The 13,924-nt window shown below is 72.8% G+C and carries 14 protein-coding genes; 3 read left to right on the top strand and 11 right to left on the bottom strand.

Annotation, left to right across the window (positions count from 1 at the left end):
* Positions 1–204 precede the first annotated feature (204 nt).
* Complete coding sequence (locus ACX9MN_RS33280; RefSeq protein ID WP_489726526.1) at positions 205–1,344, top strand: hypothetical protein; 1,140 nt, start codon at positions 205–207, stop codon at positions 1,342–1,344.
* Between the two features lie 76 nt (positions 1,345–1,420).
* Here ACX9MN_RS33280 and ACX9MN_RS33275 read toward each other — a convergent pair whose 3' ends face one another.
* The 9 genes from ACX9MN_RS33275 to ACX9MN_RS33235 form a co-directional block, all read right to left on the bottom strand.
* Positions 1,421–1,897 carry an SRPBCC family protein gene (locus tag ACX9MN_RS33275; RefSeq protein WP_020094434.1) on the bottom strand — a complete coding sequence of 159 codons (477 nt, stop codon included), beginning with the start codon at positions 1,895–1,897 and terminating at the stop codon, positions 1,421–1,423.
* 47 nt (positions 1,898–1,944) lie between these two features.
* Entirely contained in the window at positions 1,945–2,697 is a 753-nt protein-coding gene (locus ACX9MN_RS33270) for an ABC transporter ATP-binding protein (RefSeq protein WP_056527151.1), read from the bottom strand.
* Positions 2,694–3,512 (bottom strand): ABC transporter ATP-binding protein, encoded by an 819-nt coding sequence (locus tag ACX9MN_RS33265; protein WP_489726525.1) that lies wholly within the window; start codon positions 3,510–3,512, stop codon positions 2,694–2,696. The genes ACX9MN_RS33270 and ACX9MN_RS33265 overlap by 4 nt, the downstream gene beginning before the upstream one ends.
* Positions 3,506–4,546 (bottom strand): branched-chain amino acid ABC transporter permease, encoded by a 1,041-nt coding sequence (locus tag ACX9MN_RS33260; protein ID WP_489726524.1) that lies wholly within the window; start codon positions 4,544–4,546, stop codon positions 3,506–3,508. The genes ACX9MN_RS33265 and ACX9MN_RS33260 overlap by 7 nt, the downstream gene beginning before the upstream one ends.
* On the bottom strand, positions 4,543–5,442 hold the full coding sequence (locus ACX9MN_RS33255; RefSeq protein WP_489726523.1) for a branched-chain amino acid ABC transporter permease: 900 nt from the start codon (positions 5,440–5,442) through the stop codon (positions 4,543–4,545). The genes ACX9MN_RS33260 and ACX9MN_RS33255 overlap by 4 nt, the downstream gene beginning before the upstream one ends.
* 34 nt (positions 5,443–5,476) lie before the next feature.
* Positions 5,477–6,724 carry an ABC transporter substrate-binding protein gene (locus tag ACX9MN_RS33250; RefSeq protein WP_489726522.1) on the bottom strand — a complete coding sequence of 416 codons (1,248 nt, stop codon included), beginning with the start codon at positions 6,722–6,724 and terminating at the stop codon, positions 5,477–5,479.
* Positions 6,725–6,959: 235 nt separating this feature from the next.
* Positions 6,960–9,344, bottom strand: coding sequence for a xanthine dehydrogenase family protein molybdopterin-binding subunit (locus ACX9MN_RS33245; RefSeq protein ID WP_489726521.1), 2,385 nt, complete (start codon positions 9,342–9,344; stop codon positions 6,960–6,962).
* On the bottom strand, positions 9,341–9,880 hold the full coding sequence (locus ACX9MN_RS33240; protein ID WP_100251668.1) for a (2Fe-2S)-binding protein: 540 nt from the start codon (positions 9,878–9,880) through the stop codon (positions 9,341–9,343). The genes ACX9MN_RS33245 and ACX9MN_RS33240 overlap by 4 nt, the downstream gene beginning before the upstream one ends.
* Positions 9,870–10,754, bottom strand: a complete 885-nt coding sequence (locus ACX9MN_RS33235; protein WP_489726520.1) for an FAD binding domain-containing protein — start codon at positions 10,752–10,754, stop codon at positions 9,870–9,872. The genes ACX9MN_RS33240 and ACX9MN_RS33235 overlap by 11 nt, the downstream gene beginning before the upstream one ends.
* 133 nt (positions 10,755–10,887) lie before the next feature.
* Between ACX9MN_RS33235 and ACX9MN_RS33230 the strand changes: the two genes are divergently transcribed.
* Complete coding sequence (locus tag ACX9MN_RS33230; RefSeq protein WP_244540058.1) at positions 10,888–11,544, top strand: TetR/AcrR family transcriptional regulator; 657 nt, start codon at positions 10,888–10,890, stop codon at positions 11,542–11,544.
* 123 nt (positions 11,545–11,667) lie between these two features.
* The gene (locus ACX9MN_RS33225; RefSeq protein ID WP_020094444.1) at positions 11,668–12,096 is read left to right on the top strand and encodes a cupin domain-containing protein; all 429 of its coding nucleotides are present in this window, start codon (positions 11,668–11,670) and stop codon (positions 12,094–12,096) included.
* Here the strand turns inward: ACX9MN_RS33225 and ACX9MN_RS33220 are convergent.
* Positions 12,093–13,313: an FAD binding domain-containing protein gene (locus tag ACX9MN_RS33220; RefSeq protein WP_489726519.1), complete on the bottom strand. Its 1,221-nt coding sequence runs from the start codon at positions 13,311–13,313 to the stop codon at positions 12,093–12,095. The genes ACX9MN_RS33225 and ACX9MN_RS33220 overlap by 4 nt on opposite strands.
* A 93-nt stretch (positions 13,314–13,406) precedes the next feature.
* Positions 13,407–13,919 (bottom strand): 2-oxo-4-hydroxy-4-carboxy-5-ureidoimidazoline decarboxylase, encoded by a 513-nt coding sequence (gene uraD, locus ACX9MN_RS33215; protein ID WP_056527116.1) that lies wholly within the window; start codon positions 13,917–13,919, stop codon positions 13,407–13,409.
* Positions 13,920–13,924: the final 5 nt, after the last annotated feature.

The raw sequence follows: 13,924 nt of genomic DNA, 5'->3' as shown, positions 1-13,924 counted from the left end.
TCCGGGCGGCGCGGTCAATAGGTCACCCTCACTAGTGGAAGCCGAGAGCGGCTCAGCTAAAATCGACTGAGGGAGACAGAAGAGAGCCTGTCCAGCAATGATCGGGTGAGCACTGCGGAGATCTCTTCTTGCCCGACGCGGTCAGCGCCATGACCGGCAGACGGGCATCGGCGCTCCCGAGGGACCTGGAGCATGGGATTCGACGTGACACGACCTCTCTGGCGCTCAGTTTCATCCCGCCTCGTCGTCGTGTCCTTCTCAGTCCTGATGATCGCGCCGGCGGCGCGGGCGGCCAGCACTCTGGAGGCGGCTCTCCGCGCGGTTCCGGATTCCGTCCTGGCGACGCCTGACCCGATGCCGATCGTCTTCATGGACGTCCAGGCGCTGTCCAGGGCCGCCGGCGGTGCGCTGAGCGACGCCGGCCTGCGGCGCATGGCCTTCGCGCAGAGCATCCGCCCGCTGAACGCCCTCAGCTACGGCGGCGCGCAGACATGGACCGAGAAGGCCGGCATCCCGTTCGAGGACATCTCCTATTTCGCGGCCTTCGGCCAGCCTCCGGCGCGCGTCACTCACTGGGGTCTGGCGACGAAGGCGGCAGCCGACACCCTGGTCGCCAAACTGAAGGACAGGAACTTCCGGCCGGTCTCGACCGCGCCGCGCATTCTCGCCAACGGTGAGCCGCGCGCCCTGAATCTCAGGGCCCGGCAGCCGACCGATCCCTGGTCCGGCCCGATGGGCGAGACCAGCGCGATCCTAGCGATCGATCGCGTCGTCGCGCAGGCGTCCGCGGACGCGGATCTGGAGACACGCGTCGGGGTCGGCCGGAGCGCGGCGGATCACGAGGCGGTCGCCACATCGCTGACGGGTCTGGCCGCCGCGGATGAGCGCGACCCGGGCGCGATCCTTCAAGCGGCCGTCGTGACGCCGCTGATGGGGATCACCCCCGACGATCCTGCCGCCCTCCTGTCGGCGACGACCGATCTGGCCGCGCAGAGGAAGGCGATCGAGGATCAGCGCGAGCGCGGACGGGACGGCGTCCCGGCTTATGCCGGCGGTATCGTCGCGGACTACCAAGGCAAGAATGGACCGGCCCTGCTCGTATCCCTCGCCTATCCCGATTGCCGGACGGCCGACAGGGCCGTCTCCGCGCTGAAGGCGCGTTGGCGAGCCGGCATGACCCCTGCGGCCTCCGTCGACGGCCGCTCGGTCGAGAGCCCGCAGCGCGGCTGTGCCGCCGTCCTCCGCGTCGATCGTGCCGCGGGTGCGAACACCCCGTTCGGAGAGTTCCTCGGGACCTCCCTGCAGCGCGGCTTCAATGTCCTGCAGATCGGGTCGCAGCGATGACCGGGCTCCGACGCGCCGGTCGGGAGCGCGACCGTCCCGGCCGGCGCGGTCGAGGCGCGGTCGAGACGCGGCTTTCCTAGGCCTCGGCCGCTCTGGGCGCGGCCGGGTCGCCGGTCGCTCCGAGTTCGGCGGCGAACTTGCCGAAGAACTCGTCGGCGAGCTTGCGCGCGGTCGCCTGCATGAGCCGGCCGCCCAGCGTCGCGATCTTGCCGCCGACCTCGGCCTTGGCGGTGTAGGTCAGGAGCGTCTCGCCGCCCTCCGCCGCGAGGCTGACGGCGGCGCGGCCCTTGGCGAAGCCCGCCATGCCGCCGTTGCCCTGGCCGACGAGGCTGTAGCCCTCGGGAGGGCGCATGTCCTCCAGGCGGACCGTGCCCGCGAAGGTCGCCGAGACCGGCCCGACCTTGAGGGCGACCTTGGCCGTCATCTCCTCCGGGGAGGCCTGCACCAGCTCCTTGCAGCCGGGGATGCAGCGGGCCAGCACCTCCGGATCGTTCAGCGCCGCCCAGACGGCCTCCCGCGCGACCGGGATCCGATACGCGCCAGCGATGTCCATCCTGGTCTCCTCCTGACACTGCGCCGCCCACCGGCCGGTGCGGGCGCTCAGACCGCGCAGTAGCGCGCCTGGATCTCGGGATCGTCCCGCAGCGCGGCCGCGGGGGCGTGGTAGACGACGGCGCCGCCGTCGACGATGTAGACGCGGTCGGACACGTCGAGGGCGAGCTCGACGTTCTGCTCCACGAGCAGGATCGTGGTGCCGGCCCGCTTCATCGCGACGAACTGCGCGAACATCTCCTCGACCAGGATCGGCATGATCCCCTCCGAGGGCTCGTCGAGGAGCACCATCACGGGCTCGGCCATGAGCGCCCGGGCGATGGCGAGCATCTGCTGCTCGCCGCCCGACATCGTGACCGCCTCCTGCTTCAGGCGCTGCTTCAGCCGCGGGAAGGTCTCGGCGATGACCTCGATCCGCCGCGCCTCGTCGCGGCGCGTCGCGCGCGCGCCCCGTCCTGCCCCCCGGGCGGCCAGGATGCCGAGGCGCAGGTTCTCCTCCACGGTCAGCCCCGGCACGATGCGCCGCTCCTCCGGCACGTAGGCGAGGCCCCGGTGGAATCGCTCGTGGGGCGGCCGGTGGAGGATGTCGGCGCCCGCGAAGGTCACGCGGCCCTCGCGCTTCGCCACGAGGCCCATGATCGCCTTCAGCGTGGTGGTCTTGCCGGCGCCGTTGCGGCCGACCAGCGTGACGATCTCGCCGGGGCGCACCTCCAGCGAGAGGCCCTGCAGGATGTGGGAGTGGCCGTACCACGCCCGCAGGTCCTCGACCGCCAGGAGCGGCTGCGTGACGGCGGCGCTCATGGGGTCGTGCCCGTGATCTTGCCCGCCGTGTTGCCCAGGTAGACGCGGCGCACCTCCGGATGCGCCCGGATGTCGTCGGGGCTGCCCTCGGCCAGGAGCTGGCCCTGGTGGAGGACGACGAGGCGCCGGCACAGGCCCATGACGAGCTTCATCTTGTGCTCGACGAGGATCAGCGTCCGGGTCTCGGCGAGGCGCTGCACGAGGTCCATCATCTCGCGCGTCTCCTCGGGGCTCATCCCAGCGGTCGGCTCGTCGAGGAGGAGGAGGCTCGGCTCGGCGGCCAGCGCCACCGCGATCTCCAGGGCGCGCTGCTCGCCGTGGGCGAGTTCGCGCGCGAGGCGGTCCATCCGGGCGCCGAGCCCGACCTCGCCGAGGAGTTCCTCGGCCCGCTCCGCCAGCTCGGGATAGGCCGCGCGGTCCCGGAAGAACGCGAAGCGGACCCGCCGGGCCTGGGCGGCCACCCGCACGTTCTCGCGCACCGTGAGGTGCGGGAAGACGTTGGTGATCTGGAACGACTTGGCGATGCCCATCCGGGCGAAGGCGTGCGGGGCCGCGCCGGTGATGTCGCGCCCGCGGAACAGCACGCGGCCCTCGCTCGGCGGGAAGGCGCCCGAGATCAGGTTGAAGAAGGTCGACTTGCCCGCCCCGTTCGGCCCGATGATCGCCGTGATGCCGCCCTCCGGGAACGCGACGGTCACGTCCGACAGGGCGCGGAAATGCCCGAACCGCTTACCGAGGCCCTCCGTGGCGAGGATCGGCGGCGCCGTACTCGGAGCCTTTGCCGGCGCGGCGGCGACCGGGGCGGCGCTCACCATCCGGCCCTCCTCAGGCGCGCCAGCACCTCGCCCCAGATGCCGAGCGGCAGGAACAGCACGAAGGCGATGAAGACGGCGCCGACGAAGAGCTGCCAGTGGCTCGTCACGGTGGCGAGCCCGTCCTGCAGGAGCGCGAAGGTCGCGGCGCCGACGAAGGGCCCGAAGAACGTCCCCATGCCGCCGAGCAGCGCCATTATCACGGCCTGGCCGGAGGTCGAATAGTGCATCGTCTCGATCGGCACGATCGAGAGGTGGATCGCCTGGAGCCCGCCCGCGAGGCCGCACAGGGCCCCGGAGATCACGAAGGCCGCGAGCTTCATGCGGCGCACGTCGTAGCCGCAGGCCTGCGCCCGGCCCTCGTTCTCGCGGATCGCCTCGAGGGCGGCCCCGAAGGGCGACGACAGGAGGCGCGAGAACAGCCAGACCGCGACACCGACCACCGCCAGCGCGGCGTAGTACTTCACCACCGGGTCGAGGAGATTGAGGCTGAAGCCCGGCAGGGCGAGCGCCGGCACGTTGATGCCGCGCAGGCCGTTCTCGCCGCCGGTGAAGGCCTCCGCCTGGTAGAAGGCGTAGTAGACGCACATCGACAGCGCCAGGGTCGTCATCGCGAAGTAGATGCCGCGGGTGCGGATCGCCAGCACGCCCATGACGGCGGCGATGAGTGTCGCGAGCAGCGTGCCGGCGACGAGCGCCAGGGCCGGGTGCAGTCCGTAATGGACGATGGCGATGCCGCAGCCGTACGCGCCGCCGCCCAGGAAGGCGGCGTGGCCGAAGGACAGGAGCCCAGTATAGCCGAACAGCAGGTTGAACCCGAGGGCGTAGAGCCCGAGCACCAGGATGTTCACGGCGAGGGCCTGGTAGGGCGCGATCCAGGGGAACACGAGGAGGAAGGCGAGCGTCAGGGCGACGCGGTGCCGGCCGCACCACGCCAGCCGGCGCCCGGCCCGGCCGGAGCCCGGCCGGGCCGCCGGCAAGGTAGCCGGAAGGGCGCCGCCCTTCGTGACGGCGGAGGCGGGAGCGCGGGCGCTCATCCGAGGGCTCCGGCCCGGCCGAGGAGGCCCCGGGGCCGCACGAGCAGCACCACGGCCATGAGGGCGAAGATCGCCATCTTGGTCATGTCGGGGGCGACGAGCGACGTCATCGCCACCACGATCCCGACGACCAGCCCGGCGAGCACGGCCCCGGCCAGCGAGCCCATGCCGCCGACCACCGTGACCACGAAGGCCTCGGCGAGCACCGGGACCCCCATCTCGGGCGTGACGCCCTGCAGCGGCGCGGCGAGGATGCCGGCGAGCCCGGCGAGCGCGCAGCCCAGGGCGAAGACCGCGAGCCAGACCTTGGTGATCTCGATGCCGAGCACCTGCACGATCTGCGGGTCGCGGGCGCCGGCCCGGATCACGAGGCCGAAGGGCGTGCGCTCGATGAACAGCCACAGGGCGCCCACCACCGCCAGCGCGAAGCCGATCAGGAACAGGCGGTAGAGGGGGAAGTAGCCGATGCCGATGTCGACCGCGCCGCGCAGCTCGGGCGGCGCCCCGAAGGGCAGGCCCGTCAGCCCGAAGGCGATGCGCACGCTCTCGACCATCACGTACGACAGGCCGAAGGTGAGGAGCAGCGGGTCGTCGATGCCGCGCCCGTAGAGGGGGCGCACGAGCACGCGCTCCACGGCGAGCCCGAGGAGCCCCATCGCCAGCGGCGCCGCGACGAGACTGAGCCAGAAGCTGCCGGTGTAGCCGTACAGGAAGACGCCGACATAGGCGCCGACCATGAAGAACGCGCCGTGGGCGAAGTTGACGACGTTCATCAGCCCGAAGATCAGCGACAGGCCGATGCCGACGAGCACGTAGATCGCCCCCAGCGCGATGCCGGTCACGAGCTGGAGGGCGAGGAGATCGAGGGGGAAGCCGCCGATCGTGATGGCGCTCAAGGCTGCGCCCTCCCGCGGGTTCGCATGGGGCGCCTCACGCCTTGTGCCCGAGTTCGTCGCAGCCGCGCAGGAAGCGCTCGTCGGGCCCCTCCGTGCCGAGGATCGTGAAGACGTCGTCCGGCGTCTTCATGTCCTTCGACTTCGCCTCGACGATCAGGACCGACTGCACCGACTGGTGGTCGCATTTCCGGAAGCTCTGCGGACCCTTGTAGAAGTCGACCTTGAGGGCCTCCATGGCGGCCACGACCTTGTCGGTCTCGACCGACCCGGCGGCCTTCACGCCCTCCAGCACCGAGCGGACGCCGGCATAGCCCAGCGCCCCGTAATCCGACGGGACGGCGCCGTTGTAGGCGGCGCGGAACCGGTCGTTGAACGCCTTGGCGGAGGGCACGCTGTCCTCCAGGCGCCAGTAGTAGGAGGTGCCGCCGATCACGCCGTCGAAGGCGTCGCCGCCGGCCTTGCGGGCGGTGAAGAGCAGGACCGGCGCGACGAGCTTGGTGGTGCGCTTCAGGCCGAACTCGGTCGCCTGCTGGATCGAGACGACTTGGTCCCGGCCGAAATTGCACAGGCAGAGCACGTCGGGCTTGAGCGCGGCGATCCGGGGCAGGAAGGCCGAGTAGTCGGAGGCGCCGATCGGGTGGCGGATGTCGGCCACGACCTCGATGCCCGAGGCCTCGCCGGCGCGCTTGAAGCCGCGCATCATCTCGTGGCCGTACGCGTAGTCGGCGCTGAGGAAGGCGACGCGCTTGCCCGACTTCGGGAAGACGTAGCGGCCGACCGCGCCCGCGGTCATGTGCGGGTTCAGGGCCTCGTGGAAGGTCGTGCGGCCGAAATCCTTGGCCTCGTTGATCGCGTCGGACTGGCTGATCGAGTTGTAGATCACGCCGCGCTCGCGGGCGACGTTGTTGATCGACAGGGTCACGGCCGCCGAGAGGCCGCCGACCAGGAAGTTGACCTTGTCCTTCTCGATCAGCTCGAGGGTCCGGGTCGCCGCCTCGCCGGGGTTGAGCTTGTCGTCGCGCACGAGGAGCTCGGCCGTGCGGCCCTGGAAGCCGCCGGCCTCGTTGAACGCCTTGACGGCGAGCTGGGCGGCGCGGACCTGGTCGTTCGCCTCGGCCCCGAAAGCGCCGGTGAGCGGCACCGGGAAGCCGATCCGGATCGGGCCTCCGGTCGAACCGCCTTGCGCGATCGCGGAGCGCAGGAGCGCCGGGGCGGCGAGCGCCAGCGCGGATGCGGCGGCGCTGCCCTGGAGCAGCCGGCGCCTGTCGAAGCCCGTTCCCATTCCCGTCCCTCCGTCGGCGTTTCCTCGTCGGGACCGGTCTCTTCGGTGGACCGTGCCCCGTGATGGTCGATGTGTCGTCGTGGTCGATGTGTCCTGACCGGAGAAGGCCATCCGTCCTTGCGAGCGCAGCGAAGCAATCCAGGGAGCCGCCACGTTCGGCAGCGTCCCGCTGCCCTGGGTTGCTTCGCTGCGCTCGCAAAGACGGCGAAGCCTATCCGCTTTATCCGTCCTGTGATCAGATCAGTCCCAGCGCCTCCAGCACGACCTCGGGCGTCACCGGCTGGCGCGCGACACGGGCGTCCAGCGGCGCGAGCGCGTCGTTGATGGCGTTGACGACCGCCGCCGGCGCGCCGGCGGTGCCGGCCTCGCCCGCGCCCTTGGCGCCGATCTCGGACGACGCGGTGGCCGAGACCACGTGGGCGACGTCGATATCGGGCATCTCGCCGGCCATCGGCACGAGGTAGTCGGCCATCGACCCGTTCAGCAGCTGGCCCTCGCCGTCGTAGAGGCAGTGCTCGAACAGGGCCCCGCCGATCCCCTGGACGATGCCGCCGCGGATCTGCTCGTCGACGAGGAGCGGGTTGAGCACGGTGCCGCAATCCTCGACGCACCAGTGCTTGAGCAGCCGCACGAAGCCCGTCTCGGTGTCGACCTCGACGTAGGAGGCCTGCACGCCGTTGGTGAAGGCGAAGGGGTAGTCCTTGGGCACGTAGTGCCGGGTCGCCACGAATTCGGGCTGCACCCCCGGCGGGAGCGTGTCGGGGCGGAAGTAGACGATGCGGCCGAGCTCCGCGAGCGGCATGCGCTCGGTCCCGGTGCCTGCGTCCACCACGGCGCCGTCGCGGACGTCGAGGCTTTCCGGATCGGCCTGCAGGATCGCGCCCGCCACCGCCAGGACGTTGCCGCGCAGCGCCTTGCCGGCCTGCCACGCGGCCTCGCCGCCGATGCCGGCCCCGCGCGAGGCCCAGGTCCCGCCGCCGTAGGGCGTCGCCTGCGTGTCGCCGGAGATCACCCGGACCTTGTCCATCGGCACGCCCGTGGCGGTGGCCACGATCTGCGCGATGATGCCCTCGGTGCCCTGGCCCTGCTCGGTGACGCTGACCGACGCGACGACGCCGCCCTGCGGATCGAGCCGGATCGTGCAGCCGTCCTGGGAGGAGATGCGCGCGCCGCCGACCCCGTAGAAGGCCGCCGACGGGTTGGTGATCTCGATGAAGGCCGCGAGCCCGATGCCCCGGTGGATCCCCCGCGCGCGCAGGTCCGCCTGCTCGGCCCGGAGGCCGTCGTAATCCATCATCGCCTTGAGCTTGGCGAGCGCCGCCTGGTGGGACAGCTTCTCCAGCTTGATCCCCGAGACGCCCGCGCAGGGATAGGCGTCGTCCGGGATGACGTTGCGCTCGCGCACGGCCAGGGGGTCGAGGCCGAGCCGGGCGGCGCCGAGATCGACGAGCCCCTCGGCGACCATCGTGGCGATCGGGTGGCCCACCGCCCGGTACTGGCAGGTCGGCGCCTTGTTCTGGAGCACGACCCGGGCCCGGGCCCGGTAATGCCGGTGCCGGTAGGGGCCGCCGGTCAGGTTGACGACCTGATTGGCTTCGACCGCGCTGGTGCGCGGGTAGACCGAGTAGGGCCCGATGCCCGTGAGGTCGTCCATGTCGAGGGCGAGGATGTCGCCCTCGGCCGAGAAGGCCATCCGGGCGGTGACCCGGTGGTCGCGGGCATGGATGTCGCTCTGGAAGCTCTCCAGCCGGTCGGCGACGAACTTGACCGGGCGCTTGAGCATCAGCGCCAGCGCGCAGGTCGCCATCTCGTCGGGGTAGATGTGGACCTTGATCCCGAAGGACCCGCCGACATCCTTGCAGATCACCCGCACCGCCCCCTCGGGGAGGGCGAGGTGCTTGCACAGGATGTCCTGCATCATGTGCGGCGCCTGGAAGGAGTGGTGGACGGTGAGCATCCCGTCCGCCGCCGCCCAGTCGGCCAGGATCGCCCGCGGCTCCAGGCACACGCCCGTGTGCCGGCCGAACTGGAAGGTCTCCTCGACCACCAGGGCCGCGTCGCGGAAGGCCGCGTCGACGTCGCCGACGTCGAGGACGCGCTCGAAGGCGAGGTTGTCGCCGAGCTCGGCGTGGATCGCGGGCGTCGCGGGATCGAGCGCCGTCTCCATGTCGACGACGGCGGGGAGCGGGTCGAACTCGACCGTGATCGCCGCGAGCGCGTCCTCGGCCTCGGCCCGGCCGTGCGCGACGACCGCGCAGAACGGCTCGCCGACCCAGGTCACCCGGTCGAGGGCCAGGGCGTGCTGGGGCGCCGAGCGCAGGCCCTTGAAGTGGCCGAGCACACCGACCCACGGCGTGCACACGGCAGCCAGTTCGGGCCCCGTCACCACGGCGATCACGCCGGGCATCGTTTTGGCGTCCGCGGTGTCCAGGGCGACGATGCGGGCGTGGGCGTGGGGGCTGCGCAGGAAGGCGACGTGGCCGAGGCGGGCGACGGCCACGTCGTCCACGTAGACGCCCCGTCCCTCGAGCAGGCGCCGCGCGTTCGGCCGCGGGACGGAGCGGCCGATATAGCTGTTCGGCCGGTCGAGGAAGGTGAGGCCGCCCGGATCCGCGCTCATTCGGCGGCCTCCAGGCCGGCATCCCTGCCGGCATCCCGGCGACCTTGCCCGCGCGCCTCGGCGGTCGCCGCGATGGCGTCGACGATGGCGTGGTAGCCGGTGCAGCGGCAGTAATTGCCCGCGATCGCCGCGCGGATCGCCTCGCGCGAGGTGGCCGCGTCCGCGTCGTCCAGGAGCTCGGCGGCCGTCACCAGCATGCCGGGGGTACAGTAGCCGCATTGCAGGGCGTTGCGGGCGTGGAAGGCGTCCTGCAGGTCGCGGATGCGCCCGCTCTCGGTCAGGCCCTCCACGGTCTCGACGGTGGCGCCGTCGGCCTGGACGCCGAGCATCAGGCAGGACCGCACCGCCCGGCCGTCGACCAGGATCGTGCAGGCGCCGCAGACGCCGTGCTCGCAGCCGAGATGCACGCCGGTGAGGCCGAAGGACTGGCGCAGCAGGTCGCCGAGATGCATCCGGGCGGGGACATGCGCCCGCACGGCCTCGCCGTTCAGCGTGAAGGCGACCGCGTGCGCGCGGTCGGGGCTCTCAGACGCCATCGGGACCGCCCTCCTGCGCGCTGCCGCCGCGCATCCTCGCCGCCACGCGGCCGAGGATCACGCGGGCGAGGTGGAGCCGCGTCGCGGCCTTGGTCGTCGGGTCGTCCGGCGGGTCGAGCTCACCGGCGAGCGCCGCCTGGGCGCCCGCGAGATCGCCGGCCTCCAGGGCCGCCGCGGCGGCGCGGGCGAGCACCGGCCGGTCGGCCACGCCGAAGAAGGCGAGGCGCAGGTCCGACAGGCCGCCCGCGGACCGCCGCCCGGTCGCCGCGAGGCCGACGAGGGCGTAGTCGCCGTGGCGGCGCGACAACTCCTCGAAGCCCCAGACCGCGTCGGCCCCCGGAACCGGGAACTCGATCGCCGTGACGATCTCGCCGGGCTCCAGGGCCGTCGTGTAGAGGCCCTGGAAGAAATCGTCCGCCGGGACGCGCCGCTCGGCCCCGGGGCCGCGCACCACGATCGAGGCGCCGGCGGCGAGGCAGCAGGCGGGCCACTCGGTGGCCGGGTCGGCCAGCGCCACCGAGCCGCCGATCGTGCCGCGGTTGCGGATGGCCGGATGGGCGATGTGCGGCAGGGCGGCGGCGAGCAGCGGCAGGCGCTCGCGCACGAGTGCCGCGGTCCCGACGTCGCGGTGGCGCGTCATGGCGCCGATCCGCACAGTGCCGCCGGCCTCGCCGCCGGCCTCCGAGACGCCGGTGAGTTCGGGGATCGCGTTGAGGTCGACCAGCAGGCCGGGCGCCGAGAGCCGCATGTTGAGGGCCGTGACGAGGCTCTGGCCGCCCGCCAGCGGAACGGCCTCCTCCCCGTGCTCGGCGAGCAGGGCCAAGGCCGCGTCGAGCGAGGCCGGACGCGCGTAGGCGAAGTCGGGCGCCTTCAAGCCCTGGTCCTCCTCCCGATGGGCTTTCCATGACCGCCCCGATGGGACAGGCTGGAGGCCCTTATTGATCGTTCGCTCAATAGAAGGCGAAACCGAGATGGCGTCAAGCAGGCCGGCGGACAGTGACGGTCGGGTGCCGACCGGCCGGCGGCTGACGCCGGAGGCCCGCGAGCGCCAGATCGTCGAGGGCGCGGTCGCCTACTTCGCCGAGGTCGGCCTCGACGGGCACACCCGGGAGCTCGCCCGCCGGCTGGGCATCACGCAGCCGCTGCTGTTCCGCTACTTCCCGACCAAGGCGGCGCTGATCGAGCGCATCTACGAGGAGGTCTATCTCAGGCGCTGGGATCCCGGCTGGGAGGCGACGGTGCGCGACACCGCGCTCCCCGTCCTTGAGCGCTTCCGGCGCTTCGAGATCGACTACCAGCGCCGGATCGACGACTACGCGTGGCTGCGGATCTTCGTGTCGGCCGGCCTCAAGGGGTTCGATCTGCCGAGCCGCTACCTCGGCATGGTCCGCGCGCGCATCTTCGCGCCGCTGCTCGCCGGGATGCGCGCCGAGTCGAACCTGCCGGACCCGGAGGTTCAGCCGCTCGCCGCGGACGAGTTCGAGCTCCTGTTCGGCATCCACGGCGCGCTGGTCTACGTCGGCCTGCGCTCGCGGGTCTACGGCATGGACGGCACGGCGGACCGCGACGCGGTCCGGGCCGCCATGCTCGACGCCGCGCTTCCGGGGCTGCTCGCCACCCACCGCCGGGTGGTGACGGCGGCGCGGTCGTCCGACGCGCTGTAGGGCCATCCCGGGATCCCCGGATCACGGGAGGCGCCGGTCCGGCCCGCCCGCGTCACCGGAGCGGGCCGCCGCGGCGATGACTTTCGAGGGAACTGCGTTAGCCTCGCGGGCCGGAGGAACGCCATGACCCAGGGAACGGAACCGGCGGCGCTGCCGCCCCACTTGGCACAGGAATACGCGGCGGCGCGGGACAACGGCTGCGTCGGCACCCGGCTGCTCTCGGAGGATGACCGCTCCCGGGTCTGGACCATCGTCCTGGCGCCCGGCGCGCGGATCGGCTTCCACACGCACGTGCTCGACTATTTCTGGACCGCGGTGACGGCGGGGCGGGCCCGCTCGCATTACGGCGACGGGCGGGTCGCGGAGGTCGATTACCGCGCGGGCGACATCCAGCACCTGTCGTTCGGGCCGGGCGAGTCGATGACCCACGACCTCGCCAATATCGGCGACACGGAGCTGATCTTCACCACCGTCGAGTTCCTGGACAGCGCGAACCCGCCCCTCGCGCTCCCGGCCGCCGTGCGCGCGGAGGCGACCCGCCGCGCGGCCTAAGCGCGGGGGATATCGGGCGGCACCGCCGTCCCGGCCATCACCGCCTCGGGGCTGCGGAACCGCTCCGCCGCCGCCCGCTCGGCCGCGCCGCGCTGCTGCGCCTGCAGGTACGCGCCGAGATCGCGTCCCCGCGCCACGACGGCCGCGCCGTAGGCGCGTCGGCGCGCCTCGAAGGCCGTGAGCGCCGCGTCCACGTCGGCGCCGGCCGCGTCCAGGGCGTCCGCGAGGGCGGCGGCGTCCTCCATGGCCTTGGTTGCGCCCATCCCGACATGGGGCCGGGCCACGAAGGCGGCGTCGCCGATCAGCGCGACGCCGCGGTCCGGGATCATGGTCGGCGTCTCGATGTCCAGGATCGCCTGCAGGAACGGCTGCTCGGCGCGCAGCATGACCTCGGCGAAGGGGGGCGCCAGGATCCGCGCCGCGTCGGCGCGCATCGCCTCCAGCACCGCGGCCTTGATGCGGCCCGGCGGGATGGAGAGGGCGTGGCGGACGCCGCCGGTATCGGTCAGCAGCGCGGCGAGCGCGGCCTCCTCGGTCGGCCTGTACCAGACCGCGTTGAAGCACAGCCCGGCGGCCTCGTCCGCGCGCCCGGGCACGGGATAGCCGAGGATCTGCTCGCCCGGAGGCAGGCAGAACGCGAAATGGCCGCCGATCGCCTCCTGGGTCGCCGGCGCGAGGGCCGCCGCGTCGACGACGGCGCGCCACGCCACGTAGCCGGCGTAGCGCGGCGCGACACCGCTCAGGAACCGGGACCGCACCGTCGAGAACTGCCCGTCGGCGCCGACGAGGAGATCCGCGGAGATCCGGCGGCCGTCCTCGAAGAAGGCGACGACGCGCGCGCCGTCGGATTCGACCGCGGCGAGCGCCGCGCCGTAGCGGACGCTGTCCGGGGGCACGGCGTCCAGGAGAAGGCCGTAGAGCCGTCCCCAGCTCGCCAGCACCTGCGGCAGGCTCCGCTCCGCGATCACGGTCCCGTCCCGGTCGAGGACCCGGCGGCCCTCGACGGTGACGCCGAGATCGCCCGCCCCGGCCGGAGCACCGCAGCGCGCCAGCACCGCCCGGAGGCCGGGATGCGTGACGATCCCCGCCCCGCGGCCCGTGAGCGCGGCCGCCGACCGCTCGAACACCGTGACGGCGTGGCCGCTCCGCGCGAGCAGGCACGCCGTGGTCAGTCCGGCGATCGAGCCGCCGATGACGGCCACGTCCAGTCGCTTCATGCAGCCCTCGAACCGGGACGGCGGTCCCGACCGCGCCCAGCATGGACGCGCCCGGCCGGCCGGCCAAGATCGAAATCGCCGCGGGGCGCCGCGCTAGACCGGCCGCACCAGCCGGTCGAGCCGCATCCGGGTGATCGCGCCGATCTCCTCCAGGGCCGTCGCCTCCTCGTCCGCGACCGCGCGCGCGAGGCGCTCCTCGAACAGCGCGCGGATCTCGCGCAGGTCCCGGCCGCGCACGGCGACGATGAACGGGAAGTTGAACCGGTGCCGGTAGGCGGCGTTCAGCCGGTCGAACGCCGCCGCGTCCGCCTCCGTCAGCCGGTCGAGGCCGGCGCTGCCCTGCTCCTGCGCGGAATCGGCGGTCATCGCCCGGGCCCGGGCTTCCGGGCCGGCGAGTTCGGGATGGCCGTTGAGGAAGGCCAGGCGCACGTCCGGCGGCGCCGCGCGCACGGCCGCCATCATCGCCCCGTGGAGAGCGGCGAGGTCGGCGAAGGGCGCCCCGCCGTGGGCGGCCCGGGCGACCCAGGGCGCGTGCTCGAAGACGCCGCCGAGATACGCGACGAAGGCGTCGCGCTCGAGGGCGTTGAGGCGGTCGAGGTCGATCATGCCGC

Source organism: Methylobacterium sp. 1A, from assembly GCF_058072805.1.
This window is presented reverse-complemented; position numbering and strand designations above follow the sequence as displayed.

Bases quoted from the DNA above. Each gene is read 5' to 3' on its own strand.
- ACX9MN_RS33275 (WP_020094434.1), bottom strand. From the start codon at position 1,897: ATGGACATCGCTGGCGCGTATCGGATCCCGGTCGCGCGGGAGGCCGTC.
- ACX9MN_RS33270 (WP_056527151.1), bottom strand. From the start codon at position 2,697: ATGAGCGCCGCCGTCACGCAGCCGCTCCTGGCGGTCGAGGACCTGCGG.
- ACX9MN_RS33265 (WP_489726525.1), bottom strand. From the start codon at position 3,512: ATGGTGAGCGCCGCCCCGGTCGCCGCCGCGCCGGCAAAGGCTCCGAGT.
- ACX9MN_RS33260 (WP_489726524.1), bottom strand. From the start codon at position 4,546: ATGAGCGCCCGCGCTCCCGCCTCCGCCGTCACGAAGGGCGGCGCCCTT.
- ACX9MN_RS33250 (WP_489726522.1), bottom strand. From the start codon at position 6,724: ATGGGAACGGGCTTCGACAGGCGCCGGCTGCTCCAGGGCAGCGCCGCC.
- ACX9MN_RS33245 (WP_489726521.1), bottom strand. From the start codon at position 9,344: ATGAGCGCGGATCCGGGCGGCCTCACCTTCCTCGACCGGCCGAACAGC.
- ACX9MN_RS33240 (WP_100251668.1), bottom strand. From the start codon at position 9,880: ATGGCGTCTGAGAGCCCCGACCGCGCGCACGCGGTCGCCTTCACGCTG.
- ACX9MN_RS33225 (WP_020094444.1), top strand. From the start codon at position 11,668: ATGACCCAGGGAACGGAACCGGCGGCGCTGCCGCCCCACTTGGCACAG.
- ACX9MN_RS33220 (WP_489726519.1), bottom strand. From the start codon at position 13,313: ATGAAGCGACTGGACGTGGCCGTCATCGGCGGCTCGATCGCCGGACTG.
- uraD (WP_056527116.1), bottom strand. From the start codon at position 13,919: ATGATCGACCTCGACCGCCTCAACGCCCTCGAGCGCGACGCCTTCGTC.